Consider the following 26,675-nt stretch of genomic DNA (forward strand, 5'->3'; position numbering starts at 1 on the left):
TAGGAGCTGCCGCAGCCTGCGATCTTTTGGCGATTTGAAGGCCGTCGAAGAGCAAGATCAAAAGATCGCAGCCTGCGGCAGCTCCTACGGGGGATCTGCGTTCGATCGAGATATTCGGTGTACCCGGGCCCCACGGGGGGCGTTCGATCGAGATGTTCGGGTGTACCCGATCGGCGTAGGAGCTGGCGCAGCCTGCGATCTTTTGGCGGTCTCGGAGATCGTCCAGGAGCAAGAGCAAAAGATCGCAGCCTGCGGCAGCTCCTACAAGGGGTCCGTGTAAAATCCGTTAATGATCGGCGGTCTGCATCCCTGCCCTGCCTGGTTTGCCCAATGCATGAGAAAAGAACCGCCCGGCTTCAGAGATCATGGTGCGGTGAATGTCTTTGCGGTCGACGCCGTCGGCGTCGGTGCATAACGCCGGCATCGCCGCCAGTTGTTCCTCGGTACAGGGCGCCATGAACACGAAGTGCCCGGCCCCGGCCAGCAACTTGAAATCCGGAGCAGTCGGTAGCTTGCGCGCCAGGGCGGCGGCGTTTTTGTCGAAGGCCACCAGTTTGTCGCCATCACCGCTGTACAGCAGCACCGGCACATGCACATCGGCCAGGGTATGGCGGCCGAACTTCAGGCTCAGTGGCGCCATCAGCAACAGTGCGCGAACCCGCGGGTCGGCAACCGGCTGCAAGTCATCACGATCAGCGATCAGTTCACCTTGGGTGTTACAGGCGTCGCGGTCATCTGGCCGCTCCTGGCAGTAGCGGCGCAGGCGATCCAGGTCCGGTGTGGCGCCGGACAGGATCAGCGCGGTTTCGCCACCCGCCGAATAACCGATCACCCCGACCTGATCGGCATTGACGAATGCTGACAGCATCGGGTCGCCCAAGGTCGCGGTAATGGCTTCGGAAATCTGAATTGGCCGGCCATAGAGGTTGCTCAAGGTACCGAGGCGGCTGTGATCCCTGGAGTTGTCGCCGGGGTGAATCACCGCGACCACCACAAATCCCTTGCGTGCCAGCGAGGTGGCGAGGTCGTGCAAGGCCAGTGGGGTACCGGTATTGCCATGGGACAGCATCAGCAGCGGAAACCGGCCAATCGCGACTTTGGCGTCTTCGCTGGCGTCGACCTGGTACCCCTCCAGCAAGCTTGAATGCTCCTTGCCGGTCGAGGGGTAGAAGGCAATGGCGCCCATGGGCTGCAAATCCAGCGGATCGAGAAAGCGCAGCTGATGGAAGCCGACACTCCAATGCGGATGCAGCCCACGCGCGGCCTGCACTGAATTCAGGCTACCGAGCAGGCAGATCAGTAATACGGCACAAAGACGCATCATCGGATGCCCCCTGTGGGAGCGAGCTTGCTCGCGATGGACGTTAACGATAACGCGAGTTTTCTGAATTAACGCGCCGTCATCGCGAGCAAACGGAACGCCGCCCGGCTGCTCCTACAATTAGATAGATTCCGGACTGGAAGCGAAGCGCCAGAAACAAAAAACTCCGTACCCTGACCATCCTTCGATGAGCAGAGTACAGAGTTTAGTGGTTGTTACCGGCGCTGACTGCGCCTTTACACAAGCCTTACGCGGCAGCGAACAACTGCTCGCTGATCTGCGCCTGGGCATCGTTCATGGCTTTAACGCGCACTTCGTCACCATAGGCCAGGCCATGGGCACGGACGAACTCGATATCGGTGATGCCCATGAAGCCGAGCATGACCTTCAAGTACTCTTCGTGGCCGACGCCAGTGGCTTGACCGGCATGCAGGCCGCCGGAAGTCGAAACCACCACGACTTTCTTGTTACCGCACAGGCCTTCAGGGCCGGCTTCGGTGTAACGGAAGGTCTGGCCAGCGACGGCGATGCGGTCGATCCAGGCTTTCAATTGAGTCGGAATGGTGAAGTTGTACATCGGCGCGGCGATGACCACCGCGTCCGCGGCAAGGAATTCGGCCAAGGTAGAAGCGCTCAGTTCGGCTTCGTGCTGCTGCGCGGCATCACGCAGTTCAGCAGTGGTGCCGGCGGCAATCAGGGTATTGGCGGAAAAATGGCTGATGGCATCGCTCGCCAGGTCACGGTAGGTCACCACGGCCGCTGGCTCTGCGTCTTGCCAGGCTTGAACGACGCTGCGGCTGAGCTGACGGGAAGCCGAGTTATCACCCAGGATGCTCGAATCGATATGCAGAAGTTTCATGTGGGATCTCCAAGTGAGGATCGCCACGGGGCGATCAAGTGAGGACAATCCTACAGGTGAAAGCAATGGATGATTAGACGGCATAAATGCGATAGTTCGTCTCACTGATAGAACAGTCGAGTGGTTGACCATGCAAGACCTTAATGATCTCTACTATTTCGCCAAAGTCGTCGAAGCCGGTGGTTTCGCGGCCGCCGGGCGCATGTTGGGCATTCCAAAGTCCCGTCTGTCCCGACGTATCGCCGAACTGGAGGAGCGGCTCGATGCCCGCCTGCTGCAGCGAACCACCCGGCAATTGAAGCTGACCGCTGTCGGTGAACGTTACCTGCGGCACTGCCAGGCGATGTTGCTGGAGGCGGAAATGGCCGACGAAGCCGTCGCCAGCATGTCCAGCGAACCCCGTGGGCGATTGCGGGTGTCTTGCCCGGTGGGTCTGGCCCACGGGTTGCTGGCATCGGTCATCAGCTCCTTTCTGGAGAAATTTCCACAAGTGCAGCTTGAAGTGATGCTGCTCAATCGCCGCGTCGACCTGGTGACCGAAGGGGTCGACGTCGCCTTGAGAGTGCGCGAACTCGGCGATGAAGACCCGTTGCTGGTCACCCGGCGCCTGCGCCAGGCCCAGACCGTGCTGCTGGCCAGCCCGGCGTTCCTGCGCGAACGCGAGATCAACAGCCCCGAGGATTTGAAAAATGTCCCGGTACTGGGGGCCCTGGAAGCTGATCGCATGGTGCATTTGCGCATGCTCGATGAACACGGAACAATCTCTGATCTGAGCCTTGAAGCGCGCCTGGGGATTGATGATTTCACCGTACGCAAAGCCTGCGCCCTGGCCGGTCTGGGCTTTACTATCCTGCCGATGATGTATTGCGAGGATGAGCTGGAAAACGGCCAGCTGATCCAGCTATTGCCCCAGTGGTCGCTGCCGGGTGGCTGGCTGCAAGCGGTCTACCCTCATCGGCGCGGGGTGCTGCCGGCGGTGCGCGCCTGGATTGATCATTTGGCTGAATCGTTCAAAAGCTGCGGAGATCGACTGCTATGAAAGCCAGGCCCATGACTGAAGAAGACGTGGCGAACTTCTGCCTGGCGTTGCCTGGCGCCAGGGAAGACTACAAATGGGGCGGTGTGCGAGTGTTCTCGATTGCCGGAAACAAGATGTTCGCCCTGCAAAACTTGCGCGGCGAGTCGCTGGCATTCAAGGTCGACAAGGATCTGTTTCTCGGCCATGTCGACCGCCCCGGCATCCACCCGGCGCCTTATCTCGCCAGGGCCCAGTGGATCATCATGGAAACGCCCTACCCGCTGGCCGCCGAAGAACTACAAGGCCTGCTGCAACGCTCCCACCAATTGGTGGTCAGCAAATTGCCCAAGCGGGTGCAGGTCGGGTTGCTGCTCTAGAACAAGGACAACAGCGTGGCGCCGAGGAACAATTGATCGATCCAGAACACCTGGTGCACCAGCACGATCACCCAGAACACCAGTTGATAGGAGAGCTTGCGGGTTTTGTGCCGGAACAGTTGCTGGGCCAACAACGCGCCCGGCCAGCCGCCGGCCAGCTCCACGGCATGCAGAATGTTTTCCGGCGTGCGCCAACTGTCGACGCGGGCCTTGCGCTTGTCATGCCAGTACAGGAAGAACGCCAGCAGGCTGACGATCCCGTAGGCGGCCAAGGGAATACTGGAAATTCCCCGCAGCCACAACATGGCCGAGCCGAAACCCGGCACGGCGCACAGCGCCAGAAACACCAGGCCCTTGAATCGCGGATTCTGAATAGCAGCCCCGGGCTGTTGCCCGGAGTTGCCGCGTGGCCGAGGTTCGATCACAGTTTGGCCGCTGCCCAGTCGACCCAGCCGAACTGCCAGGTCGCCAGAATCAGCAGGCCGAAGGCAATCCGGTACCAGGCAAATACCGCGTAGCTGTGACTGGCGATGAACCGCAGCAGCCCCCTGACCGACAGCATTGCGAAGATGAAGGCGGTGACAAAACCAATCGCGAAGACTGGAAAGTCCTCTGGCTTGAACAGGTCGCGGTATTTATAGCCGGAGTACACTGCTGCGCCGACCATGGTCGGCATCGCCAGGAAAAACGAAAACTCCGTGGCGGTTTTACGCGAAAGACCAAACAGCAAGCCGCCAATGATGGTCGAACCGGAACGCGAAGTGCCGGGAATCATTGCCAGGCACTGGGCGAAACCGACTTTCAGTGCATCTTTCCAGGTTATTTCGTCAACGCTGTGGGCATGCACTTCGTGTTGGCGACGCTCGGCCCAGAGCATGACTATCCCACCCACCACCAGCGCGGTCGCGACGGTAATCGGGTTGAACAGGTACTCATGAATCAGGTCGGCGAAAATCACCCCCAACACCACGGCTGGCAGGAACGCGATCAGCAGATTGACGGTGAAGCGCCGGGCATTGGGCTGTGTTGGCAAGCCGACGACCACATCGAAGATTTTCCGGCGAAACTCCCAGACCACCGCCAGAATCGCCCCGAGCTGAATAATGATGTTGAACGCCATGGCCCGCTCACCATCAAAATGCAGCAAATCCGCGACAATGATCTGGTGTCCGGTACTGGAAATCGGCAGAAACTCGGTCAGCCCCTCTACAACCCCTAAAATAAATGCCTGAACGGCGGTCCAAAGATCCATCAATCCCCCATGAAGCGATGCCTCCAGGCATGCCTCGTTAATATTTTCCATCGCCTTGATCGCGATAGCGTAGTCGAGTTTCAGCGCGCTCAGGAGCAACAAAAGCTCTAAAAATCCCGTGAAAAATCAAGCCGGGCTCAGGTTTTGCCGCGCGCGGCCGAAATCCTATCAGACATCCCCGATTAACGCTGTCGCGTTAGTAGACTTGGGTCGGATTGGCTCACAGCACAAAGCGTGTTTCGATGCTGGCAGATATTTAATTAGAAGAAAAAGAATCTGGAGTAACGGGTTATGAATAGCTTGCGCAGTATGTCGATCAGCCGTCGGCTGTGGCTCATCCTGATAGTGGCTGTGCTGATGCTGATGACCTTGGGCCTGTTGATGCTCAAGCAGATTCACGATGACCTCTACCTCGCCAAGGCCGAGAAAACCCAGCATCTGGTGCAAACCGCCAATGGGGTGCTGGAGTATTACCACGGCCTCGAAACTGCTGGCACCTTGAGCCGTGACGCCGCCCAGAAACAAGCATTGAGCGCGGTCCGCGGCCTGCGTTATGACCAGAAAGAGTACTTCTGGGTCAACGACCTGAAGCCCGTGATGCTCATGCACCCGACCAACCCGAAACTCGAAGGTCAGGAACTCTCCTCCATCAAGGATCCCGACGGTTTTGCACTGTTCAACGAAATGGTAGCCATCGCCAAGTCCAAGGGCGCCGGCGCCATCGACTATCGCTGGCCAAAACCGGGAGCCACGGACCCGGTGCAGAAAACTTCTTACGTCAAACTGTTCGAGCCTTGGGGCTGGGTCATCGGTTCCGGCGTGTACATCGATGACATGCAGGCGCAGTTCTACGGTCAGGTGTGGAAAGCCTCCTTCATCGGGCTGGGTATTGCGCTGATCATGACTCTGCTGGTGACCTTGATCGCCCGCAGTATCGTGCGGCCGCTGCAAGAAGCGGTGCAGGCCATGGCCAATATCGCCAGCGGTGAAAGCGACCTGACCCGCAGTCTCGATACCCACGGGCAGGACGAGGTCACCCAATTGGCCCACCACTTCAACGGCTTCACTGCCAAGTTGCGCGAGGTCATCTGCCAGTTGCAAGTCTCCGCCAGTGCGCTGGGCCAGTCCTCGGCCGACCTGGGCAGCAACGCCGCCCAGGCTCAAGAGCGCAGCCAGCAACAATCCCTGCAAATGGAGCTGGTGGCCACGGCCATCAATGAAGTGACCTACGGGGTGCACGATGTGGCGAAAAACGCCGAACATGCGGCCAGCGAAATGCGCGACGCCGAAGCCCAGGCTCGCCAAGGCCAGGTGAATATCGATGGCAGTCTGCAGCAGATCGATCAGCTTTCAAGCACCATTGACCAAGCCGTCGAGGTGATCCGCACGCTGGCAACCGAAAGCAACCAGATCGGCGGCGTGCTGGAGGTGATCCGCTCGATCGCCGAGCAAACCAACCTGCTGGCGCTCAACGCCGCGATTGAAGCTGCGCGCGCCGGTGAACAAGGTCGCGGGTTTGCGGTGGTCGCCGATGAAGTCCGTCTGCTGGCCCAGCGCACGCAGAAATCCACGGCCGAGATCCAGTCGATGATCGAGCGCCTGCAGTCCCATTCCGAGGCGGCGGTCAAAGTCATCAGCGACAGCAGCCGCGCCTCGCAACTGACCATCGAACAGGCCGGTCTGGCGGGGGCCAGTCTGAGTGCCATCGGCCAGGCGTTGCGCAATCTCAACGGGCTGAATGCCTCGATCGCCAGTGCGACGCTACAACAGGCGCATGTGGTCGAGGACATCAACCAGAACGTGACCCAGGCTGCGGGGCTGTCCCAGAGCACTGCGCTGGCTGCCGAGCAATCTAGCGTCGCCAGCCTGCACCTGAAACAACTGAGTGAGCAGTTGAACGGTCTGCTCAAGCAGTTCCGGGTGTAAACCGCAAAGCACGCGTTATCGTTAACGTCCATCGCGAGCAGGCTCGCTCCCACAGGTTTTGCGCTGGCCTTGTAGGAGCCCGGTCGACGCTCGATTGCTCGCGATGGATTCAAGGACGACGCGTTGATTCAGAAAGCACGCGTTATCGTTAACGTCTATCGCGAGCAAGCTCGCGCCCACAGGTTTTTGCGCTGGCCTACACCCTCCCCATCAGCAACGAACCTTGCGCACCGGCGCCGAGGTGCGCTGACGGGTTTCCCATGCCTGAGCCAGACCGACCAGCGCATCGGATGCCGGCAGCATCGTGCGGCCGCGCACCAGGTCGGCCGCACGCTCGGCGAGCATGATGGTCGGGGCGTTGAGATTGCCGTTCGGTTCGCTGGGAAATACCGAGGAGTCGATCACCCGCAAGCCGTCGATCCCGCGCACGCGCAATTGCGAATCAACCACCGCCATGTCGTCCTCGCCCATGCGGCAAGAGCCACAGGGATGGTAGGTGCTCTCCAGATTGTCCCGCACGAAGGCATCTATCTCTTCGTCGGTATTCACCAGCGGCCCGGGCGCAATCTCTGCGTCGCGGAAGCGATCCATCGCCGGTTGACCGATGATTTCCCGGGTCAGGCGTACGCAACGGCGGAACCCCTCGCGATCCTCTTCCCGTTGCAGGTAGTTGAAGAGTATTTGCGGATGGTCGTAAGGATCCGCCGAGCGAATCCGCACGTGGCCCCGGCTCTTGGGTTTGTTCGGCCCGGTCAGCACCATGAAGCCGTGCCCCTTGATCGGTTTATTGCCGTCGTAGCGCATGGCGGCGGGCAGAAAGTGAAACTGGATGTCAGGCCAGCGCAGCCCCTGTTCGGAGCGAATGAAGCCACCCGCCTCGAAGTGATTGGTCGCACCGAGGCCGTCCTTGCGCAGCAACCAGCGCAGACCGATCAGCAGTTTGCTCAACGGGTCCATTTTGCTGTTGAGCGTCACCGGTTCCTTGCAACCGAACTGGATGTAGATTTCTGCATGGTCCTGCAGGTTCTCCCCGACACCCGGGAGGTGATGCCTGACTTCCACTCCGGCTTTCTTCAGCACCTCGGACGGCCCGATACCCGAGCGTTGCAGCAAGTGCGGGGCGCCAATGGGACCTGCGCAGATCAAGACTTCTTTATTGCAATGGACGGTATGGGTCTGGCCTTCACAATCGTAGGTGATTCCCACCGCGCGCTTGCCGTCGAGGATGATCTGCCGGGTCATGGCCTTGGTCACCACGGTCAGGTTCGGCCGCTTCATGGCCGGACGCAGATAGGCGTTGGCGGTGGAACAGCGCACGCCGTTTTTCACCGTCATGTGCATGGCACCGAAGCCTTCCTGCATAAAGCCATTGCAGTCGTCAGTCTTGATGTAGCCGGCCTCCGCTCCGGCATCGACCCAGGCCCCGTACAGCGGGTTTTTCATGTGGTTGCCGTTGCTCGTGTGCAAGGGTCCGGAGCCGCCCCGGTATTCGTCACCGCCGGCCTCGCAACTTTCCGCGCGTTTGAAATACGGCAGGCAATTACGGTAGCCCCACCCTACCGCGCCAAGGGACTCCCACTCGTCAAAGTCCAGGGCATGCCCGCGGATGTACACCAGCCCGTTGATTGACGAAGATCCACCGAGCACCTTGCCTCGCGGGCAGTGGATTCGACGGCCGTTGAGGTAAGGCTCCGGCTCGGTCTCATAGCGCCAGTTGTACTTGCTGGTGTTCATCGGGATCGAAAAGGCACTGGGCATCTGGATCACCACGCTGCGATCGCTGCCACCGTATTCCAGGACCAGCACGCGGGTGTCGGGATCTTCCGTCAGCCGATTGGCCAGCACGCACCCGGCGGATCCGGCGCCGATGATGATGTAGTCGAATGATTGGGTGTTCATGGTCATCTCCCGAAAGTCTTTTCGCTGAGCAGCGGTGCCGGACGCGAAGCTTTCTTGTCGCCGGTGGTGTAATGCGGGCAGGTCTTCTCGATATCCTGGATCACTGTTTCTTCGCGTTTGAGGTCAAGGGAGCGGCTGAGCCAGTAGTACGCCAGTCCCGAGACGAGCAGCCCGACCAGCCAGGCAATGTCGATACTGCCCAGGGCCCTGGCGAGCGGGCCGACGTAGACCTCGCGCTGCTCTACCCCGTCGTAGATGTAGAAGAACGGGATCATCGCGACGAAGCCGATCGCATAGGAAGCGATGCCCCGCAGGCCCCAACTGCCGTAGATGTTGTCGTGGGGCATGAAGAAGTGCGGGATGGCGTAGCGCCCCTTGCGCACGAAGAAGTAGTCGGTGAGGTTGACCGAGGTCCAGGGCACCAGGAAATACAGCATGATCACCAGGTAGATCCCCAGCACTGACAGGCCTTTGCCGGAACCCTGGATGCTCAGCGCCACGCCCAGTTGCAGGAGGATGACAAAACCGATCGCGATAATCCGCGCCTTGCGCGTGGGTTTAATGTGCCTGATCGAGTCGACGCAGGTCAGCGTGGTGAGTTTCGCGCTGTAGATGTTCATCGCGATGACAGGCAGGAACGCCAGAATGGTCACGACCACCACCACGGTGCCCATCAGCGGCGACCAGGCGTTGCCCACCTGCCCCAACGCCACCAGGACGTCGGTCGAATTCAGGTGATCGGCCAGCCAGCCGCCCAACGAGATCATCCAGGCCCCGGACAGTGACGCACCGAGAAACACCACCGCGATCAGTCTGCCGCTCGGGGTGTTCTTCGGCAGGTAGCGCGAATAGTCGGAAACATAGGGCGCATAGGCGATGTTGTAGCTTGCCGCCGCGGCAAACTGCGCGATGAAGCCGGTCCAGTTGAAGCCTAAAGGCTCTGCAGCGACCTCGCCGGCCGCGAGTATCGGCACCGGCGCATCGGGCACCCAGTGCATCAGCACCGCCAGCGTTACCAGACCGTAGAGTGGCAGCGACAACCACAACGCCCACTTGAAGCTGCGGTGCATCCAGTCGTGACCGAGAATCGCCAATACCGTCGCCGGCACCGTCACGGCCACCGCGACCGCCACCGGATTGAACCCGAACAACGTCTGTAGCCCCTGCATCATCAACACCAGGTTGACGATGTTGAAGCCGGCGAAGACAAACAGCGTCGCCAGCAACACCAGGATCACCCCGCGATATCCGAACTGTGCCCGCGACTGGATCATCTGTGGCAGCCCCAGGTGTGGGCCCTGCGAGCCATGGAACGCCATGAACAGCGTGCCGAACATGATGCCCAGCGTGCCGCCCAGGGTGGTCCACATGGCGCTCAAGCCGACACTCGGGCCGACGAAGCCGATGGTCATGGTAAAGAAGGTAAAGTTGCCAAGGAACCAGAACGGCCCCTGGCTCGACAGTTTGACGGTGCGTTCGCTTTCGGGAATGAAATCTATCGAATGCCCTTCGACGACCAACTTGTCGTCGCGAGGCGTTGCGGTGATGACGGCATCAGGATGGGTGTGCATGACGTACTCTCATTATTAGTGAAAATCATGACGAGATAACTGCAATCTTTCGGGTGAACGGCGCCCCGATATTTGGTAGCGAGCCGCGTCCTTGCCGGTCCCGCCTTAGTGGCGCGTCATGCGTCAGGCGGGACCCAGCGTCAACCGATGATCAGGGCAGGGTTATCCAGACCGCCTTGGTCTCCAGCAAATAATCGAGTTGCTCAGCCCCCAGGTCCTTGCCGAACCCGGACTGTTTATAACCACCGAACGGCATCGACGGATCGATGGTGCCATGGGCATTGACGTACACCGTGCCGGCCCGCAGCCGTGGGATCAGGCTGTGCACGCGCCCCAAGTCATTGGAATACAGCGCGGCGGCCAATCCATAAGGTGAGTCGTTGGCCAGCTCCAGGGCCTCCTCCACATTATCGAAGGGCGCAGTGACCAATACCGGACCAAAAATCTCCTCCTGGACGATCCGCATGTCATTGCAGCAATGGGCGAAAATGGTCGGTTCGACGAAAAAGCCGGGACCGTCGACCGGCTGGCCGCCGTAGACCAGTTCCGCACCTTCGCTTTTGCCGAGGGCGATGTAGTCCGTCACCCGCTGCTTCTGCAACGCCGACACCAACGGGCTGATGAAACAGTCGGGGTCCAGTCCCGGTGCCATCTTCAACGTCCGGGTGTAGTCGATCAGCTCACGCAGGAATTCGTCGTAAATGCTCCGATGGATATAGGCACGGGTGCCGGCGTCGCAGACCTGACCGGAGTTGAAGAACACCCCGTTGGCGATCGCTTGGGCAGCGGCCGGCACATCCGCATCGGCAAGTACGATTACCGGAGATTTTCCTCCGAGTTCAAGGGTTAGTCGCTTCATTTCATCCACCGCCGCCCGCCCGACAGTCCGGCCGACCGGGGTCGACCCGGTGAAGGTCAGCTTGTCGATGCCGCTGTGGGTGGCCATCGCAGCGCCGACCACGCTGCCACGCCCGGTGACGATATTGATCACCCCGTCCGGGATGCCCGCTTCCTGCACCAGCTCGGCGAAACGCAAGGCCGACAGCGACGTCAGCTCGGCGGGTTTGACCACTACGGTACAACCGGTGGCCAGTGCGGCACCGAGCTTCCAGGCCATGGTTTGCAGCGGGAAATTCCACGGCACGATGGCGCCGACCACCCCCACCGGTTCCTTGCGGGTATAGGCCAGGTAGTTGCCCGGCAAGGACGGCTCGACGGTGCGCCCGTGCAGCTTGGTCGCCCAGCCGGCGAAGTAACGCAGGGTGTCGACCGTGCCCTGGATATCCACATCCCGCGCCTGGGCGGCGGACTTGCCCATGTCGATCGATTCGATTTCGGCCAGTTCCACGGCATGGCTTTCGATCAGGTCAGCCAGCCGCTGCATCATCCGCTCGCGCTCCTGCGGTTTGGCCTGGCGCCAGGCACCGCCGTCAAACTGGGCGCGGGCGGCTTGCACGGCGCGATCCAGATCGTCGGTGGTGCCCATCGGAATGCGGGTGAGCACGCCTTCGGTCGACGGTTCGATGACATCCGAGGTCTGGCCGTCACTGGCCGCGACCCAGGCACCGCCGATGAACATCTTCTGGACCTTGCCGAGGAAGGTCTGGGTGGCTTCGGATACGCCGAACTTCTGCAGGTATTGCTTGACGATCGTGTCCATTATTATTCTCTCTGGCCGGCGTTTGCGTTCACGCCGGGCCACTGAAGTGGTTCAATGATCGGCCCCTGGCCGCACGAGCCCGGGGGTGTTCCGTCAGTCACATGGCCCGCGCCTTGGCCCGTTCGTGATAGATGAAACCGATGCTGTTGAGCAACAGTTGCGCGGCCAGAATCGAAGTGACCCCGGCCGGGTCATAGACGGGCGCAACCTCCACCAGATCCATGCCGATGATGTTGCCTTTACTGCGCTTGGCCAGGGCCTGGATGATTTCCAGCACCTCGTAATAGAGGAAGCCACCATGGCTGGGCGTACCCGTGCCCGGCGCGATGGACGGGTCGAAGCCGTCGATGTCGATGGTGATGTAGTAGTTGACGCCTCGTGGAATCAGCTCCAGTACGCCCTCGGTGCCAAGCCGACGGACATCACGCACCGACAGAATCTTCGAACCGGCGGCATGCGCGGCTTCATAGTCATCGCGGTTGGACGACGAGACGTTGCGGATGCCCATCTGGGTCATGCCGACGATATGGTCCATTTCCGATGCGCGTCGCAGCGGGTTGCCATGCCCATAGCGCACCCCATGGCGTTCATCGACGAAATCCAGGTGAGCGTCGAAGTGCACGATATGAATCGGCCCCTGGCCCTCGAATGCCTTGATAACCGGAGCGTGGACCGAGTGGTCACCCCCGAGCACCACCGGCATGGCGCCGGCCTGGAGAATCTTGCGCACGGCAAACTCGATGTTGTCGTTACTGGTCTGCATGTCGGTATGAACGATATCGGCATCGCCGACATCCACCATGCGTACGTCATCGCGGGTCAGGTAGAGCACATCATCTTCATGGTCGTAGGCGCCGGCATGGCCGAACGAGAACAAGGTCGATGCTTCACGAATCCCGCGCGGGCCAAAGCGTGCGCCGGAACGCCATTGAGTCCCCATGTCATTGGGCGCGCCAAGAATGGCCACGTCGGCATCCAGTGCCTCCCAATCGGTGCAGATCGGTGACTTGGCAAAGGTGCAGTGGCCTACGAATGGAAGGTTCAAGCGGCCGGATTCATAACCGTGCTTAGACATGTCGATGCATCTCCGTTCTTGTTGTTCGGCGAGGGCGGAGCTGGTAAGTCACCGCCGTTGGAGTGACTATGAACGCCGGATTTCAGAGAAAAAATGCTAACTATCCGATACTCACATCGGCATCGGCGATGCATCGGCAGGCAGGAGGTTTGGCTTGAATCAGTTGCACGACGTGGACTTGAAGTTGCTCAGGGTGTTTGCCGCCATCGTCAAATGTGGCGGCTTTTCCGCCGCCCAGGCGGCCTTGAATGTCGGCCAGTCGACCATCAGCGAACAGATGAGCCAGCTGGAAACCCGGCTCGGCGTGAAGCTCTGCCAGCGTGGGCGCAGCGGCTTTCGCCTGACCGAACAAGGCGTGGCGGTTTACGAGTCGGCCCAACGCCTGTTGGCGGCCGTGGACAATTTCTGCCTGGATACCGATGTGCTCAAGCAGCACATCACCGGTCAACTCAACCTGGGCATCATCGATTCGACCATCACCGACCCCGACTCGCCACTGCCAAAAACCACTCAACGCTTTGTGTCCCGAGGGCATGATGTGCACCTCAATGTGTATGTCGGCACCCCTGCGGAACTCGAGGAACGGGTACTCGACGGCCGCCTGCATCTGGCTATCGGACACTTTCCAAGCCATGTACCCGGCCTGGAATACCTGGCGCTCTACCAGGAAGCCCTCGGTTTTTTCTGCGGTCGGCGCCATCCGCTGTTTGGCTGCAAAGCCGAGGGTAAGGAGCTGCTCGAGGAGATCAGCGAGAGTCGCATCGTCGCTCGGGGTTTCATGCAGCAATACGACCTGGAAAATCTTGGAGTCAGCAAAGCCGCGGCCACCGTGGATAACATCGAGGCACTGGCCATTCTGATCATCTCAGGTGCCTATCTGGGATTTCTGCCGGTGCATTTCGCCGCGCAATGGGTCAAGACCGGCGACATGCAGCAGTTGGCGCCGCTAAGTCTGCACCTGATGTCGCCATTCGATGTGATCACTCGTCGGGGCATTGCCCCGCCGCCAATTCTGCGGGTATTCCTGGAAGACCTCGCGGCCACTGCACGCAATGAAGCACATGGTTGAATCGATGTGCGTTCGGCCGGGATCAAGCGGAGCACTCCTGCGGCTTTGGGTGCGCCTGTACCTTCATGCCAGTACCCGGTCGGCGTAGGAGCTGCCGCAGGCTGCGATCTTTTGGCGATTTCGGAAATTGCCACCAGCAAGATCAAAAGATCGCAGCCTGCGGCAGCTCCTACGGGCCGTACACGGTTACAATTCGTACCCTCTTCGACTTCCCCCAAGGAACCCCTATGTCCGGGCTTGAACTGTTTGCCGCTACCCTCGGCGTCATCGCCGTCTGGCTGACAGTCAAACAAAACCCCTGGTGCTGGCCGATCGGTCTGGTCATGGTATCGCTCTACAGCTGGATCTTCTTTGAGGTAAAGCTCTATTCGGACATGCTCCTGCAAGTGATCTATGCCGCTTTACAGCTCTATGGCTGGTGGCAATGGACTCGCGCGGGCGATGCTCATCATGGGCGGCAAGTCAGTCAACTGGACACTCAACCGATGCTGCTCGGCCTTGCCGTCGGCGCCGTTGGCAGCCTGCTGTTGGGAGCTGCCATGGCCCACTGGACGGATGCCGCACAACCCTGGCTGGATGCCGCACTGACCGGGTTCAGCCTGGTAGCGCAACTGTGGATGGCACAAAAGCGCGTGCAATGCTGGCCCCTGTGGATTGCGCTCGATGTGATTTTCGTCGGGCTGTTCATCTATAAAGGCATGTACCTGACCGCCACGCTCTACGGCCTGTTTACCCTGCTGGCTATACAGGGCTGGCGTGAATGGCGTGCCGATCCGGTGTTGCAACGATGAAAGTCCTGGTCTTGAGCGGCCCGGAATCCAGCGGTAAAAGCTGGCTTTCGAGCGAGATTCACGCCAATTTTGGCGGCATATTGGTCAATGAGTACGTTCGGCATTTTATCGAAAGCGAAGCCCGCGAAACCCGCTACGATGACATTACATCCATAGCACATGGCCAGCTGACTTGGGAGGATGAAGCGCGCGCCAAACAACCGGCACTGTTGATTCTCGATACGCACCTCTTGAGCAATATCCTTTGGAGTCGCACGTTGTTTGGCGCTTGCCCGACGTGGATCGAGCAAGCATTGCTGGCACGGCACTATGACCTGCATTTGCTGCTGAGCCCTGAAACCGTGGCCTGGCATGACGACGGGCAGCGTTGCCAACCGCAACTGACAGAACGCCAGGCGTTTTTCCAGGCCAGCCGCCAATGGCTTGACCTGCACCGCCAGCCTTGCCAGGTACTGCAAGGTGATTGGGAACAGCGCAAGGACGCGGCATTCGAGGCTGTGACGCGCTTGCTCAAGGCCTGACAGGGGTATCCCGCCCTGCCGCACATGTCCATTCCTGAAACACCCATCCCTGCGCAAACCCGTGAACTAAAGCGGCCCGCGCACTCCAGCAAGAAAATGTTAAGCCACTGATACAACCTGCTTTCAGAGCCCGTAGCGAGCATTGCCGCCAGCATGGACGGCGCTTTTGCGTGGCTCTGTCTCAGTGGCGTTACACAATTTTTTTGACTACCTCGACAATTAAAGCCAACCAGCTGTTTTTAATAGAAAAACAAAAACCGGCACACCTTCTGCTCTCTTCCTCGCAACGCTGATAAGGGCCAGCGTTCCATTTACAGAAGGAATTGCCGCCGTGGGGAAATTTGATAAACGCATCTTCTATAGCCTCCTGCTGATCGGATGCGCACTGGGCTCAAGTGTTTCCCAGCCTGTGCAGGCTGACAACGGCATCATTCTTATCAAACGTGATGTCCAACCGCGCAACGCAACGATTCCACCGTTGATTCCCGACCCAAACCCCACGACCGTCAATGCCAACCCGTCCAAACAAATCCTCAGACAAACGAACGAGTTGAGCGACGGCGACTTTGCCAGCGTCGCCAGTGGTGCAGGCATCAACCGCCTGGTGACTCAAAACACCAACAACCTGGGCGGCAATATCTCCAACCCGACCCAGCTTTCCAACCTCCCCGCCGGGCGCTCGGGAAATGCGGGCAACGGTATTGCCAACATGGTCAATTCAAACATCCAGCAAGGCCTGGGTGCTCTGAAAATCGTAACGGGAGACCGTTAAGATGAATCGTACGCTGCTGATGATCGCCATGTTTTGCAGTGCATCGACCTTTGCCCAATCCCCCGTCATCAATAACGCCAACATCGACGATTCGGGCGCGCAGTACCAGGGCAACCTCGGGGTCAACCAGGCGGCCGGCGACCTGCAGCAACAGGCGAACGCCCGGGCCATCGCCATTGGCCATGGCGCCAGCGCGACCACAGAGATTCGCCAACGGTTGCGCACCATTGTCGACCCCAGGATGGATGCCCACTCCAGCATTCAAGGCGACTCCTTCAGCCATGGCAATGGCGTGTTGGGCGTCAACCAGAGCGCGGGCGCCAGCAACCAGCAAGCTAATGCGCTGCGGATCAGCATCAGTACACAGCCGCAAAGTATCGACGACAGCGTCCTCAGGCAACAGAACGTGACGCTGCTCTACAACTCCGATCCAACTGACTCTGCACCAGGCTATCGCCAGGTCGCTACCAGCGATCAGGCCTTCACCGGTAGCCGTGGGGTGATCCAGTTGAATCAGAGCGCCGGGGTGGGAAACCGAACGGCCAATACCCTGAGCGTACGGGTCACGGATTGACCCAAAAAAGGTAGGAACAACACTTAACCTAAAATAAGTACGGAGAATCACCATGAAACCTTCGATGGCACTAAAGCCTCTGGTTTTCGCAATTGCTGCGGTCATGGCTGTTGCTGTACAAGCTGGGCAAAACGAACGGCGTGGTAACCATAACAACGGCGGCAACTACACCCCTCCTGCAAAAATGGTCCCTATCAGCGCGACTGCCAATGCTCACGACAGACAGAGCAGTACCAACAACCGCATCTGGAATGAAGGGGTACAAAACGAAGCCGAGATGAGTAGTTCGGCCGCAGGCGCGAGCGGCAACGTCGGCGTCAACGTGGCGGCAGGTTCCGGCAACCAGCAAGACAACGCCGCCGCCATCGCCAACGCAGCCTCCGACAACGCCGCGATCGATAACAGCTTTGTGTTCGGCATTGCCACTGCCACCGCTGACGTCAGGCAAACCAGCAACCGTAACCGCGTCGACAACTTCGGCGTAACCAACTCTGCCGTGATGAGTGGATCCGCCGACGGCAGCAGCGGTAATGTGGGTGTCAACATTGCTGGTGGCGATCTGAACCAACAGAAAAACACCATGGCAATTGCCAATACCAATGCTCCACTCGGTAGCGCAAGAGCCACCGCCTCCGCCAATCAAGACGGTCCTGGCCTGATAGTAAACAACACCGCTGACCGGACCTACCGCGTCGATACGATTACGGTTACCAAAACCGCCAGCGGTAGTAAATCTTTCGACAAGTCGTTCGAGGCCAGCGGCAGTCAAAGCGATTCTTCTAGCTGGGCTGCGGCCGGTTCCAGGAGCTCTGATGCCAGCAGTTCCCTTAGCGTTGATATAAGCGGTTCTTCCGCCAGCAATGCGAGCGGTTCCAACAGCAGCTCTGCGAGCGGTTCCAACAGCAGCAATGCGAGCGGTTCCAACAGCAGTGCTGCGAGCGGTTCCAATAGCAGCGCTGCGAGCGGTTCCAACAGCAGTACTGCAAGCGGTTCTTCGAACACTACGTTGAGTGCTTCCTTGGACGCTACGTTGGACGCTGCTGCGGCGGCTTCCAGTTCCGTTACCTTCAATAACGGCAATGGTGATCGCACTCGCAGCAGGTCTTCGGACGCATCGCTTACCGCTTCGATTGACGCAACGCTTGACGCATCGGTAGACAGATCGTACGACAGGTCGCGCGATTCCTCGTTCGACCGTTCGCGCGACTCCTCGTTCGACCGTTCACGCGACTCCTCGTTCGACCGTTCGCGTGACTCCTCGTACGACAAATCGCATGAATCCTCGTACGACAAATCGCGCGATTCGTCGTTCGAAAAAGCGTTCGATAAATCGTTCGAGAAATCGACCGCGTCCTCGTACGATAAATCGGGCAGCAAGTCGTCCGAATCTGCGTACGACAAAGCGAAAAGCTTCAGTGAAAGCAGCTCATATGATTTGAGCAACACCTACTCTTATCAAGTGCTGACTCCAACTGGCTGGGCAAACCCTGTGACCAACACTGCAACCCTGAGCGGTTCGGTGAACGGCGGCAGCGGCAACCTGGGCGTCAACGTAGCTGCTGGTGTGGGCAACCAACAAAGCAACTCGCTGGCTATCTCCAACCAATCGTTCTAATTGCTGTCTGTGGAGGCCCCCTTATGGGGGCCTTTTTCAACACAACCAGAAGGCGTCCCACTATGCGCATTATCGCCTTGGCATTTTTGCTTTGCGTGGCCAGTGTGATCGAGGCTGCACAAATACCACTTTCCGTCTTGCCAGGCGGGGCGGTGGTGTTCAAGCCGATCCAAAGCGTGCGTGAGCGCAAGTTTGCCGACCTGGTCCAACAGAAAACCGACTTCAGTTGCGGCGCAGCTGCGCTGGCGACCATATTGCGCCAGGCCTATTGGCTGGACGTGAACGAAGAACAAATTATCGAAGGCATGCTGTCACACTCCGATCAAGATCTTGTCCGCGTCCAGGGCTTCTCCATGCTCGACATGAAGCGCTACGTGGAAAGTATCGGCATGCGGGCCCGTGGCTACCGGGTAGCGACAGAGACCTTGAGCGAGATCAAGATTCCGGTGGTGGTACTCCTGGATATCCGTGGCTACAAACATTTTGTGGTCATGCAAAGAGTCCATAAGGGCTGGGTATATATCGGAGATCCGGTACTCGGTCATAAACGTTACAAAGTCGACGACTTTGTCAAAGGCTGGAACGGCATCATCTTTGCCGTCATCGGCCAGGGCTACGACAAAACCAATGCGTTGCTCGACCCACCCATGCCACTGACCGCCAAGAACCGCATCAACACCTTCGCCCCGGTGCAAGACGCAGAGTTGATGGATTTCGGATTCATCCAAAGCGACTTCTTCTAATGACAATGGAGCACGACGCTCCGGGAGCATCCAATGAAGACTCCAATCTGGCTGGCCGTGGTTTGCCTGGCCGCCAGCCTGCCGACCCAGGCACAGACATTCAAACCCATTGAACTGAAGGATCAGGAATTGGCGACCCTGCGAGGCCGCTATGTCATGCCGGGACGGATCATCAGTTTCGGCATTGTCATGACCAGCGCTTGGCAAAATTCCAACGGTGAAGTGATCGGGGCAACTTCCTCGATGCAAATTCAACAATCGACCATCAAGCCACAGTTCTATGTGTCGATGATCGACGAAAAAGGTAATGGCTCAGCACCTTCGCAAGGCACCGGTACCGTTACTGGCGGCAGCGGCCTCAACAGCACCGAAGGCGTCACTCAAGTCGTGCGTGCTGCCGGCGACCGTAACACTGCCTACAACAACGTTGATATCAACGTCACAAAGGCTAGCCAGGCGCCAGCAACGCAACAACGGGGCCAGGCATTGGCCGCAGGCGAGACGTTGGTTGGCGCCAATGGCGCGGGCTCGCTCAGCGTTTCCTCGACCGGTACTGGTGTGCAACTCAACATCGTGGCCAACAACAACCAGGGCAGTACCGTACAACGCCTGGGCCAGGGTGGGCTGATGCAGAACACGACTTTGCTCGGCAGTAGCAACCAGGTCCGCAACCTCACGTCCTTCAATGTCGTGCTGCGTGACAACGTGCCGACAGCCGGGTCGCTGAACGGCAACCTGGACCAGCTCAAAGGTCTTCGCACTCTCGGATTCTGATCTACGCTCAGTCTCATCAGATGTAGTCAGATGTAGTCAGAAGGGACGGCTAACCCATGCACCGATCGTTAACGTTCAGAGCTATCGTTTGTTTGAGTAGCCTGGCCCCGGCCCCCCTGCTATACGCAGCACCGGACCCCCAGGTCGAAATACTAAAACAAGAACTCATGGAGTTGAAACAGCGTTACGAAGCACAACAGAACGCGCTGATGGTACTCGAACAACGCGTTCGCCAAGTTGAAGAATCACCGGCGACACCTGCTCCCAAACGCCTGACCAAATCCCCCGCCGAAACGCCCGGGGGTGGGCAGGCGGTGGCCGCCGGTGCGCCGGGAACCACCGGCAGTTCATACGGCCAATCGCTCAAGGATGATTCGGAGCCTGCGCAAAGCGTTTCCAACCTGTATGACGAAGCCAGCGGATTCTTCGGTGGCGGCAAATTCAGCGTCGAAACCGGCCTGACCTACACGCACTACGATACCCGTGCATTGGTACTCAACGGCTTCCTGGCACTGGACTCGATTTTCCTCGGAAACATCAACCTCGACCGTATCAAGTCGGATAACTGGACCCTGGACCTGACCGCCCGCTACAACACGGGACAACGCTGGCAGTTCGACATTAACGTCCCCGTGATTTATCGCGAATCAACGTATTCCTCCGGTGGCGCCGGTGGCGCAGGCCCGGTGACCTCGGACGCAACCGTTACCCGCGACCCGACCATTGGCGATGTAAACGTTGGCGTTGCTTACAAGTTTCTGGATGAGTCGGCCAACCTGCCCGACGCGGTCTTTACTCTGCGCGTCAAGGCGCCGACCGGTGATGACCCTTACGGCATCAAGCTGGTCAATGACCCGAGCAACGATAACCTCTCGGTACCCGAGGACTTGCCTACCGGCAATGGTGTCTGGTCGATCACCCCGGGTATCTCGCTGGTCAAGACCTTCGACCCGGCCGTGCTGTTCGGCAGCCTGGCCTACACCTACAACATGGAAGACTCTTTCAGCGACATCAGCCCTCAGATCAACTCCAAGGTGCCCGGGGACGTGAAACTGGGCGATTCCTGGCAGGTCGGCGCCGGCATTGCATTCGCCTTGAACGAAAAGATGAGTATGTCGTTTTCGTTCACCGATCAGTTCGCCCGCAAGAGCAAGATCAAGCCGGACGGTGGCGATTGGCAATCGATTTCCAATAGCGATTACAACTCGGCCAACTTCAACATCGGCATGACCCTGGCAGCAACCGATAACCTCACGATCGTTCCCAACCTGGCCATCGGCATCACCGACGATGCGCCAGACTTTTCCTTCAGCCTGAAGTTCCCGTACTACTTCTGACCCACAACAACAAAGTTGTAGATCAAAAGATCGCAGCCTTCGGCAGCTCCTACATTGGAATACGATCACCCTGTAGGAGCTGCCGAAGGCTGCGACTTTTGATCTTTGGATTTTTTGATCTTGCGTCTAACGTATCTGATGCTTGTGCAACAAACGGTAGAAGGTAGGCCTGGATATCCCCAGCACCTTGGCGGCGATGCTCAAATTATCGCTGTGGCGGTTAAGTACATCGCACAAGGCCTGGCGCTCTGCCCGGTGCTTGTAGTCTTCCAGCGTGCCCATGGGCGCGGCAATGGCCTGCTGGCTGAGCAACCCCAGGTCCCGCGCCTCAATCTGCCGCCCTTCGGCCAGTACCAGCCCACGGCGAACCCGATTGGCCAGTTCACGCACATTGCCCGGCCAATCATGTTTGCCCATGGCCACCAGCGCGTCCTCACTGAAACTGCGCGGACGCCGACCGGTTTCCTGGCTGTAGAAATGGGAAAAGTGGTTGGCCAACATCGACAGGTCACCATGACGCTCACGCAGCGGCACAGTGACGACTTGTAAAACGTTCAACCGATAATACAAATCTTCGCGGAAACGCTTTTTCTCGATGGCGGCTTCAAGATCGACGTGGGTCGCCGCCAACACCCGTACATCGACTGGAATCAGCTGGCTGCCGCCGACCCGTTCGATGTGCTTTTCCTGGAGAAACCGCAGCAGATTGGCTTGCAATTCCAACGGCAGGTCGCCGATTTCATCGAGGAACAGCGTGCCACCGTGTGCCGCTTCGATACGACCGATCTTGCGTTGGTGAGCGCCCGTGAACGCGCCCTTTTCATGGCCGAAGAGTTCGGACTGAATCAGGTGTTCGGGGATTGCACCGCAGTTGATCGCCACGAACGGCTTGCTGCGGCGTTGCGATTGCCGGTGCAAGGTTCTTGCGACCAACTCCTTGCCGGTGCCGCTCTCGCCACGAATCAACACCGGCGACTCGGTAGGCGCCAGTTTGCTCAAGAGCTTGCGCAGCTCGCGAACCGGCCGACTGTCGCCGAGCAACTCATGCTCCGGCTGGTCGACGTGAATCGTGCCTTGCCCGCGCAACCGCGCCATGCCGAATGCCCGTCCCAGGGTCACCTGGACCCGGGATACATCGAATGGCAAAGTATGAAAATCAAAAAACCATTCGCAGACAAAATCGCCGACATTCTGTAATCGCAGAACGTCCTGGCTAAGCACGGCGATCCACTCCGTGCCGCTGTGGCTGATCAACTCCTTGACTGCCTCCGGTCGTTCAAGGTGGAATGGCTGCAGGCGCAGCAGGCCGACATCGCAAGGATGGTCGGCGGCGGCCTCCAGGGTACAGCTGTCGACATCCCATCCGACCGTGCGTAAACCGGGCAGTAAGCGGTGACAATCGTCACAGGGATCGACCACTAGCAGTCTTCGTAAGGCAGGCGCTTCGATCATGACTGTTCCTTGGCGCCAAATTTAAGAAATGTTATTAGAAACAGTCATTTGGCAGACCTGGATGTAACACTAGCAAGAACTTGACACTCCCTTGTACCGTTTGATTATAGGACTAATACCTAATGGTCCTGTATTTGTTATAAGAACTGGCTTGGTTAGTTGCCTAACGACTTAAAACCTTTCATTCAGCTTTCGAAATGCTTGTTTTAGAGCAGCAAACGAAAGAAAGTTGAAAAATCCTATTATTGCATGTGACCTGTGTGACCGGCGTGTCATCAATACAAGTAACCAGCCGGACGGTAGCAAGCCCACGGACGGCATATCATTTGTTTGGGCTTTTCGAGAGATAACGACCATGAACGCCCCGCTCCGTTTCAACGAAGCACTTTTGATTGCCGGCCACGCCTTCGAGCCTTTCCAATGCGTCGCCTGGGCCCCACAAGACGGTAACGGCGAGCTCAGCCTGACGGTCATCGACCGGACCTGCACGCCCATTCTCGGTCACCAGCAGATTCCCAGCAGTGCCTATACCGATCCGGCGAAACTGGAAAATGTGCTGAAACGAGCTCGCGCCGAATTGAACAAGAAAGGTTATGAACTGCAGTCCTGGGCAATGCCGCAATAAAGTGCAAGTGGCGGATCACCTGGTGTGATCCGCCAATCGCTTTTAATGGGTACGTCCGAGGGGCCTTACTGTAGCCTTACTGCAATAGTGCCTATACCGCACTTACGCTGAGTGCTCCAACCGCCTGAAAAAATCCCCAATCAGCCGGTGCTTGCGTCTCTACCTTGCGGAAGGTGCCACCATTGGCTTTTCTGGGCTGCAAGATCCTTCCGCTCTGTCCCGGTAATTGGGCAGAGAACCGAAAAAATCGGCCGCTCCTGCGTCAGGTGTCAGCCGTCAGGCAGAAGCGAAGGGTCTTGCGACCCTACGCAATGGGCTCAGGCCTGGAGCCCGTAAACCACCGGACCGCGCCCCCCATTGTCGATTAAAGCATCACCGCCAACGATAATACGAGCAGCGCTCTGAACCTTCACATCCCAGGACAATCCTCCCGAGGAACCGACACGAACCCACCCGGCCTCGCCGAAGCTGGTGTCATGAACGCCATTGGGCAATAGCCTGCCAGCAATGATATCTCCAGCGATCGGATCAATTGGCGCTCTGTAGGTGTAACCGACCATCACGATCTTGTCATCCGGTTGCTGGGCCAAGGAAGTCCAGCGTAAATTAGGACCAGCCTCGGTGAATACAGGAAGCCCGCCATTCCACTGCTCATCGGGGCGACCGTCTGCGGTGAACCTCATCACCATGCCCGTTGCTCTGATACCGCCTTCCACTCTCCTGCCAGCGCACACCAGCTTGTGATCATCCTGCACGATGAGTTGCTCATTTTTGAGTGAGGAGCCGTCCGTCACAGCGAAAAAAACAAAACCACTGTTACCAAATGTGGAATCGATCCCCCCCTCCATGTCATAACGCGCAAGAACGAGCTGATCGGATGTGGTGTTACCACCTACAACGATTTTCCCGTTTTGAATCACAACGCTACGAAGCAAGATAGGGTTTTCCCCACTTTCGACCTCGACAAAACCAGTACCGGCAAAACTGCTATCGAGTTCGCCATTACTTAGCAGGCGAACCAGCACCGAGCTGGCGACGGCAGGACCGAAATAGCCGAACGCCACGAGAATTTTCCCATCGCTCTGCAGACAACCGTCGATCCAAGTCACTTCTGCGTAATCACGGTGTGGTACAGGAATAACCACCCTGCCGAACACCAGGTCCGGACTGCCATTGGCATTAAAGCGTGTCAGTGCTGCCGGCCTGAGACCGGTTACTTGTCGACTATCGCCGATCACCAGGACCTTACCATCCTGTTGCACCAGCAAACGCGTCGGCCTTGCATCTTCGCCGTCGACAAACTGCCACTCACCGGTGTTCCCACTACCACCACCAAACCCTGGGTCCGGGATACCATCAGGATCGGTACGGTATAAAGTGAAACCTTTTCCCTGCCAAGCGGCGTAGGTCAAGGCACCTTCAGCTGACAACACAGTGGCCCTGACCGAGCCACTCCGATAGTTGGGTCTGATTTGTCCACCGTTAAAGCGCGGGTCGAGTTGACCTGCATCAAGCGGGTTTACGTCGGTTGTTTGAGTTTCCATGATGCTTCCACCTGTCCCTATAGTTTTGAACACTTCTAGTGGGTACGCCCTGTGTCGCGTGATAAGTCCATCATCACAACTCATGACTTACCGAGGCTATTCAAGCAGGACAGCCGAACTTTAGGAACTGTCAGAAATGACAGTTGCAACACCGTAAAAAACCGAGACTGTATTATTCGAGGGCATATGCAGACGGTCAATTCATGTCCGTAAAGCCATAGCGCACCTTGATCTTCCCTTTCGCTTACGGCAACTTGCGCGCTTCTCAATACAAGGAGCTGCCGATGTCCGGTTCAATGGCCCAGGCGTTCGCGCACAATTTTCTCGGGCATTCGCCGCGCTGGTACAAGGCGAGCATTATCACGTTCCTGATGCTCAACCCGCTGGTGCTCTGGACCGTCGGCCCGGTGGCGGCCGGTTGGCTGCTGGTGGTGGAATTCATTTTCACCCTGGCCATGGCGCTCAAATGCTACCCGCTGCTGCCCGGCGGGCTGTTGCTGGTCGAAGCCTTGCTGCTGCGCATGACCACGCCCCAGACGCTGTATGACGAACTGTTGCACAACTTCCCGGTGATCCTGTTGCTGATGTTCATGGTGGCGGGCATCTACTTCATGAAGGACCTGCTGCTGTTCCTGTTCTCGCGCCTGTTGCTGGGGGTGCGCTCCAAGGCGCTGCTGGCCTTGATGTTCTGTTTCCTCTCGGCGTTCCTCTCGGCGTTTCTCGATGCCTTGACGGTAACCGCGGTGATCATCAGCGCCGCGGTAGGTTTTTACTCGGTCTATCACCGCGTGGCCTCGGGCAATGATCCGCGTCAGGACAGCGGCTTCAGCGACGACCAACACCTGCCGAAGCTCCATCACCAGGACCTGGAACAATTTCGCGCCTTTCTGCGCAGTCTGTTGATGCACGGCGCGGTGGGTACCGCGCTGGGCGGTGTCTGCACCCTGGTGGGTGAGCCGCAGAACCTGCTGATCGGTCATGAGATGGGTTGGCACTTCGCCGAGTTCTTCCTGAAGATCGCACCGGTCTCGTTGCCGGTGCTGGTGGCAGGCCTGGTCACCTGCGTGCTGCTGGAGAAGCTGCGCTGGTTCGGTTACGGCACTTTGCTGCCGGACAGCGTGCGCGCGGTATTGGCCAACTATGCTGCCGAGGACAACGCCGAACGCACCCAACGCCAACGTGCTGCACTGCTGGTCCAAGGGCTTGCGGCCTTGATTCTGATTGGCGGGCTGGCGTTTCACATCGCCGAGGTCGGCCTGATCGGCTTGATGGTGATCGTGTTGATCACCTCGTTCACCGGCATCACCGAGGAGCACCGCATTGGCAACGCCTTCAGGGATGCCATGCCGTTCACCGCGTTGCTGGTGGTGTTTTTCGCGGTGGTCGCGGTGATCCACGATCAACAGTTGTTCACCCCGTTGATTCAGTGGGTGCTGGCCCTGCCGCCAGAGCAGCAGCCGGGCATGCTGTTTATCGCCAACGGCCTGTTATCGGCCATCAGCGATAACGTGTTCGTGGCGACGATTTACATCACTGAGGTCAAGCAGGCGTTCCTTTCCGGCCATATGAGCCGCGAACACTTCGAGACCCTGGCGATCGCCATCAACACCGGCACCAACCTGCCGAGCGTGGCGACCCCGAATGGACAAGCAGCCTTTCTGTTTCTGCTGACGTCGGCGATTGCGCCGCTGGTTCGCCTGTCGTACGGACGGATGGTCTGGATGGCGCTGCCATATACCGTGGTGATGGGGGTGTTGGGGTGGTATGCGGTGAGTTATTGGCTCTGAGGTGACTGTACTGGCCTCTTCGCGGGCAAGCCCGCTCCCACAGAGTTAGTGTCGAGCACACATAGGTGATCGACTCAGATCCTGTGGGAGCTGGCTTGCCTGCGATTCAGGCG

General features: G+C 58.6%; 23 protein-coding genes and 2 pseudogenes. 15 read left to right on the forward strand and 10 right to left on the reverse strand.

Going from position 1 to position 26,675, the window contains the following annotated elements; genetic code table 11:
- Window positions 1-286: 286 nt before the first annotated feature.
- Both F8N85_RS09945 and F8N85_RS09950 read right to left on the reverse strand, forming a co-directional pair.
- Window positions 287-1,324 carry an alpha/beta hydrolase family protein gene (locus F8N85_RS09945; RefSeq protein ID WP_150803447.1) on the reverse strand — a complete coding sequence of 346 codons (1,038 nt, stop codon included), beginning with the start codon at window positions 1,322-1,324 and terminating at the stop codon, window positions 287-289.
- 244 nt (window positions 1,325-1,568) lie between these two features.
- Window positions 1,569-2,180, reverse strand: a complete 612-nt coding sequence (locus F8N85_RS09950; protein WP_150803448.1) for an FMN-dependent NADH-azoreductase — start codon at window positions 2,178-2,180, stop codon at window positions 1,569-1,571.
- Window positions 2,181-2,310: 130 nt separating this feature from the next.
- On the opposite strand from F8N85_RS09950, the gene F8N85_RS09955 reads away from it, so the two are divergent.
- Together F8N85_RS09955 and F8N85_RS09960 are read left to right on the forward strand one after the other, a co-directional pair.
- The gene (locus F8N85_RS09955) at window positions 2,311-3,219 is read left to right on the forward strand and encodes a LysR substrate-binding domain-containing protein (protein ID WP_150803449.1); all 909 of its coding nucleotides are present in this window, start codon (window positions 2,311-2,313) and stop codon (window positions 3,217-3,219) included.
- Complete coding sequence (locus F8N85_RS09960; protein WP_150641776.1) at window positions 3,216-3,575, forward strand: MmcQ/YjbR family DNA-binding protein; 360 nt, start codon at window positions 3,216-3,218, stop codon at window positions 3,573-3,575. Before F8N85_RS09955 ends, F8N85_RS09960 begins: the two co-directional genes overlap by 4 nt.
- Here F8N85_RS09960 and F8N85_RS09965 read toward each other — a convergent pair.
- Window positions 3,572-4,000 carry a DUF1294 domain-containing protein gene (locus F8N85_RS09965; RefSeq protein ID WP_224795668.1) on the reverse strand — a complete coding sequence of 143 codons (429 nt, stop codon included), beginning with the start codon at window positions 3,998-4,000 and terminating at the stop codon, window positions 3,572-3,574. The two genes, F8N85_RS09960 and F8N85_RS09965, sit on opposite strands and share 4 nt — an antisense overlap.
- Window positions 3,997-4,827: an undecaprenyl-diphosphate phosphatase gene (locus tag F8N85_RS09970; protein WP_150803451.1), complete on the reverse strand. Its 831-nt coding sequence runs from the start codon at window positions 4,825-4,827 to the stop codon at window positions 3,997-3,999. Before F8N85_RS09970 ends, F8N85_RS09965 begins: the two co-directional genes overlap by 4 nt.
- A 381-nt stretch (window positions 4,828-5,208) precedes the next feature.
- On the opposite strand from F8N85_RS09970, the pseudogene F8N85_RS35725 reads away from it, so the two are divergent.
- Window positions 5,209-5,850, forward strand: a pseudogene (locus F8N85_RS35725) (cache domain-containing protein); the annotation flags it as partial.
- Between the two features lie 318 nt (window positions 5,851-6,168).
- Window positions 6,169-6,753 (forward strand): annotated as a pseudogene (locus F8N85_RS35730) (methyl-accepting chemotaxis protein); the annotation flags it as partial.
- 210 nt (window positions 6,754-6,963) lie between these two features.
- Here the strand turns inward: F8N85_RS35730 and betA are convergent.
- The 4 genes from betA to speB all read right to left on the reverse strand — a co-directional run bounded on the left by betA (window position 6,964) and on the right by speB (window position 12,958).
- Complete coding sequence (gene betA, locus F8N85_RS09980) at window positions 6,964-8,652, reverse strand: choline dehydrogenase (protein ID WP_150803453.1); 1,689 nt, start codon at window positions 8,650-8,652, stop codon at window positions 6,964-6,966.
- A 2-nt stretch (window positions 8,653-8,654) separates the two neighbouring features.
- Window positions 8,655-10,223, reverse strand: coding sequence for a purine-cytosine permease family protein (locus F8N85_RS09985; protein ID WP_150803454.1), 1,569 nt, complete (start codon window positions 10,221-10,223; stop codon window positions 8,655-8,657).
- Window positions 10,224-10,374: 151 nt separating this feature from the next.
- The gene (locus F8N85_RS09990; RefSeq protein ID WP_150803455.1) at window positions 10,375-11,883 is read right to left on the reverse strand and encodes an aldehyde dehydrogenase family protein; all 1,509 of its coding nucleotides are present in this window, start codon (window positions 11,881-11,883) and stop codon (window positions 10,375-10,377) included.
- A gap of 97 nt (window positions 11,884-11,980) precedes the next feature.
- Entirely contained in the window at window positions 11,981-12,958 is a 978-nt protein-coding gene (speB, locus tag F8N85_RS09995) for an agmatinase (RefSeq protein WP_150803456.1), read from the reverse strand.
- A gap of 154 nt (window positions 12,959-13,112) precedes the next feature.
- Between speB and F8N85_RS10000 the strand changes: the two genes are divergently transcribed.
- From F8N85_RS10000 to F8N85_RS10040, 9 genes are all read left to right on the forward strand, one after another.
- The gene (locus F8N85_RS10000; RefSeq protein ID WP_150803457.1) at window positions 13,113-14,027 is read left to right on the forward strand and encodes a LysR family transcriptional regulator; all 915 of its coding nucleotides are present in this window, start codon (window positions 13,113-13,115) and stop codon (window positions 14,025-14,027) included.
- A gap of 227 nt (window positions 14,028-14,254) precedes the next feature.
- A complete protein-coding gene (pnuC, locus tag F8N85_RS10005; RefSeq protein ID WP_150803458.1) occupies window positions 14,255-14,818 on the forward strand; it encodes a nicotinamide riboside transporter PnuC in 564 nt (187 codons plus the stop codon).
- The gene (locus F8N85_RS10010; protein WP_150803459.1) at window positions 14,815-15,339 is read left to right on the forward strand and encodes an AAA family ATPase; all 525 of its coding nucleotides are present in this window, start codon (window positions 14,815-14,817) and stop codon (window positions 15,337-15,339) included. Before pnuC ends, F8N85_RS10010 begins: the two co-directional genes overlap by 4 nt.
- 331 nt (window positions 15,340-15,670) lie before the next feature.
- Entirely contained in the window at window positions 15,671-16,111 is a 441-nt protein-coding gene (locus F8N85_RS10015; RefSeq protein ID WP_150803460.1) for a hypothetical protein, read from the forward strand.
- A 1-nt stretch (window position 16,112) separates the two neighbouring features.
- Window positions 16,113-16,685: an adhesin gene (locus F8N85_RS10020; RefSeq protein ID WP_150803461.1), complete on the forward strand. Its 573-nt coding sequence runs from the start codon at window positions 16,113-16,115 to the stop codon at window positions 16,683-16,685.
- A 52-nt stretch (window positions 16,686-16,737) separates the two neighbouring features.
- Window positions 16,738-18,300, forward strand: coding sequence for a heme utilization protein (locus tag F8N85_RS10025; protein WP_150803462.1), 1,563 nt, complete (start codon window positions 16,738-16,740; stop codon window positions 18,298-18,300).
- A 62-nt stretch (window positions 18,301-18,362) separates the two neighbouring features.
- Complete coding sequence (locus F8N85_RS10030; protein WP_150803463.1) at window positions 18,363-19,043, forward strand: C39 family peptidase; 681 nt, start codon at window positions 18,363-18,365, stop codon at window positions 19,041-19,043.
- Between the two features lie 33 nt (window positions 19,044-19,076).
- Window positions 19,077-19,817, forward strand: coding sequence for a hypothetical protein (locus F8N85_RS10035; protein ID WP_150803464.1), 741 nt, complete (start codon window positions 19,077-19,079; stop codon window positions 19,815-19,817).
- A 56-nt stretch (window positions 19,818-19,873) separates the two neighbouring features.
- Window positions 19,874-21,154, forward strand: a complete 1,281-nt coding sequence (locus F8N85_RS10040) for a transporter (protein WP_150803465.1) — start codon at window positions 19,874-19,876, stop codon at window positions 21,152-21,154.
- 126 nt (window positions 21,155-21,280) lie between these two features.
- Here the strand turns inward: F8N85_RS10040 and F8N85_RS10045 are convergent, their stop codons facing one another.
- A complete protein-coding gene (locus F8N85_RS10045) occupies window positions 21,281-22,606 on the reverse strand; it encodes a sigma-54 dependent transcriptional regulator (protein WP_150803466.1) in 1,326 nt (441 codons plus the stop codon).
- A 355-nt stretch (window positions 22,607-22,961) separates the two neighbouring features.
- On the opposite strand from F8N85_RS10045, the gene F8N85_RS10050 reads away from it, so the two are divergent.
- Window positions 22,962-23,231, forward strand: a complete 270-nt coding sequence (locus F8N85_RS10050; RefSeq protein WP_150803467.1) for a hypothetical protein — start codon at window positions 22,962-22,964, stop codon at window positions 23,229-23,231.
- A 317-nt stretch (window positions 23,232-23,548) separates the two neighbouring features.
- Here the strand turns inward: F8N85_RS10050 and F8N85_RS10055 are convergent, their stop codons facing one another.
- Window positions 23,549-24,775: a hypothetical protein gene (locus F8N85_RS10055; protein ID WP_150803468.1), complete on the reverse strand. Its 1,227-nt coding sequence runs from the start codon at window positions 24,773-24,775 to the stop codon at window positions 23,549-23,551.
- A 284-nt stretch (window positions 24,776-25,059) separates the two neighbouring features.
- Between F8N85_RS10055 and nhaB the strand changes: the two genes are divergently transcribed.
- A complete protein-coding gene (gene nhaB, locus F8N85_RS10060) occupies window positions 25,060-26,562 on the forward strand; it encodes a sodium/proton antiporter NhaB (protein ID WP_150803469.1) in 1,503 nt (500 codons plus the stop codon).
- The last annotated feature ends 113 nt before the right edge of the window (window positions 26,563-26,675 follow it).

The sequence above is a fragment of the Pseudomonas fluorescens genome, from assembly GCF_902497875.1.
Classification (GTDB): domain Bacteria; phylum Pseudomonadota; class Gammaproteobacteria; order Pseudomonadales; family Pseudomonadaceae; genus Aquipseudomonas; species Aquipseudomonas fluorescens_BR.

What these genes read in the sequence shown, in the direction of transcription:
- betA (WP_150803453.1), bottom strand. Translation starts at nt 8,652, where the DNA reads ATGAACACCCAATCATTCGACTACATCATCATCGGCGCCGGATCCGCC.
- F8N85_RS09950 (WP_150803448.1), bottom strand. Translation starts at nt 2,180, where the DNA reads ATGAAACTTCTGCATATCGATTCGAGCATCCTGGGTGATAACTCGGCT.
- speB (WP_150803456.1), bottom strand. Translation starts at nt 12,958, where the DNA reads ATGTCTAAGCACGGTTATGAATCCGGCCGCTTGAACCTTCCATTCGTA.
- F8N85_RS10035 (WP_150803464.1), top strand. Translation starts at nt 19,077, where the DNA reads ATGAAGACTCCAATCTGGCTGGCCGTGGTTTGCCTGGCCGCCAGCCTG.
- F8N85_RS10010 (WP_150803459.1), top strand. Translation starts at nt 14,815, where the DNA reads ATGAAAGTCCTGGTCTTGAGCGGCCCGGAATCCAGCGGTAAAAGCTGG.
- F8N85_RS09970 (WP_150803451.1), bottom strand. Translation starts at nt 4,827, where the DNA reads ATGGATCTTTGGACCGCCGTTCAGGCATTTATTTTAGGGGTTGTAGAG.
- F8N85_RS10045 (WP_150803466.1), bottom strand. Translation starts at nt 22,606, where the DNA reads ATGATCGAAGCGCCTGCCTTACGAAGACTGCTAGTGGTCGATCCCTGT.
- F8N85_RS10020 (WP_150803461.1), top strand. Translation starts at nt 16,113, where the DNA reads ATGAATCGTACGCTGCTGATGATCGCCATGTTTTGCAGTGCATCGACC.
- F8N85_RS09955 (WP_150803449.1), top strand. Translation starts at nt 2,311, where the DNA reads ATGCAAGACCTTAATGATCTCTACTATTTCGCCAAAGTCGTCGAAGCC.
- F8N85_RS10025 (WP_150803462.1), top strand. Translation starts at nt 16,738, where the DNA reads ATGAAACCTTCGATGGCACTAAAGCCTCTGGTTTTCGCAATTGCTGCG.
- F8N85_RS09985 (WP_150803454.1), bottom strand. Translation starts at nt 10,223, where the DNA reads ATGCACACCCATCCTGATGCCGTCATCACCGCAACGCCTCGCGACGAC.
- F8N85_RS10030 (WP_150803463.1), top strand. Translation starts at nt 18,363, where the DNA reads ATGCGCATTATCGCCTTGGCATTTTTGCTTTGCGTGGCCAGTGTGATC.
- F8N85_RS09945 (WP_150803447.1), bottom strand. Translation starts at nt 1,324, where the DNA reads ATGATGCGTCTTTGTGCCGTATTACTGATCTGCCTGCTCGGTAGCCTG.
- F8N85_RS10040 (WP_150803465.1), top strand. Translation starts at nt 19,874, where the DNA reads ATGCACCGATCGTTAACGTTCAGAGCTATCGTTTGTTTGAGTAGCCTG.
- F8N85_RS10055 (WP_150803468.1), bottom strand. Translation starts at nt 24,775, where the DNA reads ATGGAAACTCAAACAACCGACGTAAACCCGCTTGATGCAGGTCAACTC.
- pnuC (WP_150803458.1), top strand. Translation starts at nt 14,255, where the DNA reads ATGTCCGGGCTTGAACTGTTTGCCGCTACCCTCGGCGTCATCGCCGTC.
- F8N85_RS09990 (WP_150803455.1), bottom strand. Translation starts at nt 11,883, where the DNA reads ATGGACACGATCGTCAAGCAATACCTGCAGAAGTTCGGCGTATCCGAA.
- nhaB (WP_150803469.1), top strand. Translation starts at nt 25,060, where the DNA reads ATGTCCGGTTCAATGGCCCAGGCGTTCGCGCACAATTTTCTCGGGCAT.
- F8N85_RS10050 (WP_150803467.1), top strand. Translation starts at nt 22,962, where the DNA reads ATGAACGCCCCGCTCCGTTTCAACGAAGCACTTTTGATTGCCGGCCAC.
- F8N85_RS09960 (WP_150641776.1), top strand. Translation starts at nt 3,216, where the DNA reads ATGAAAGCCAGGCCCATGACTGAAGAAGACGTGGCGAACTTCTGCCTG.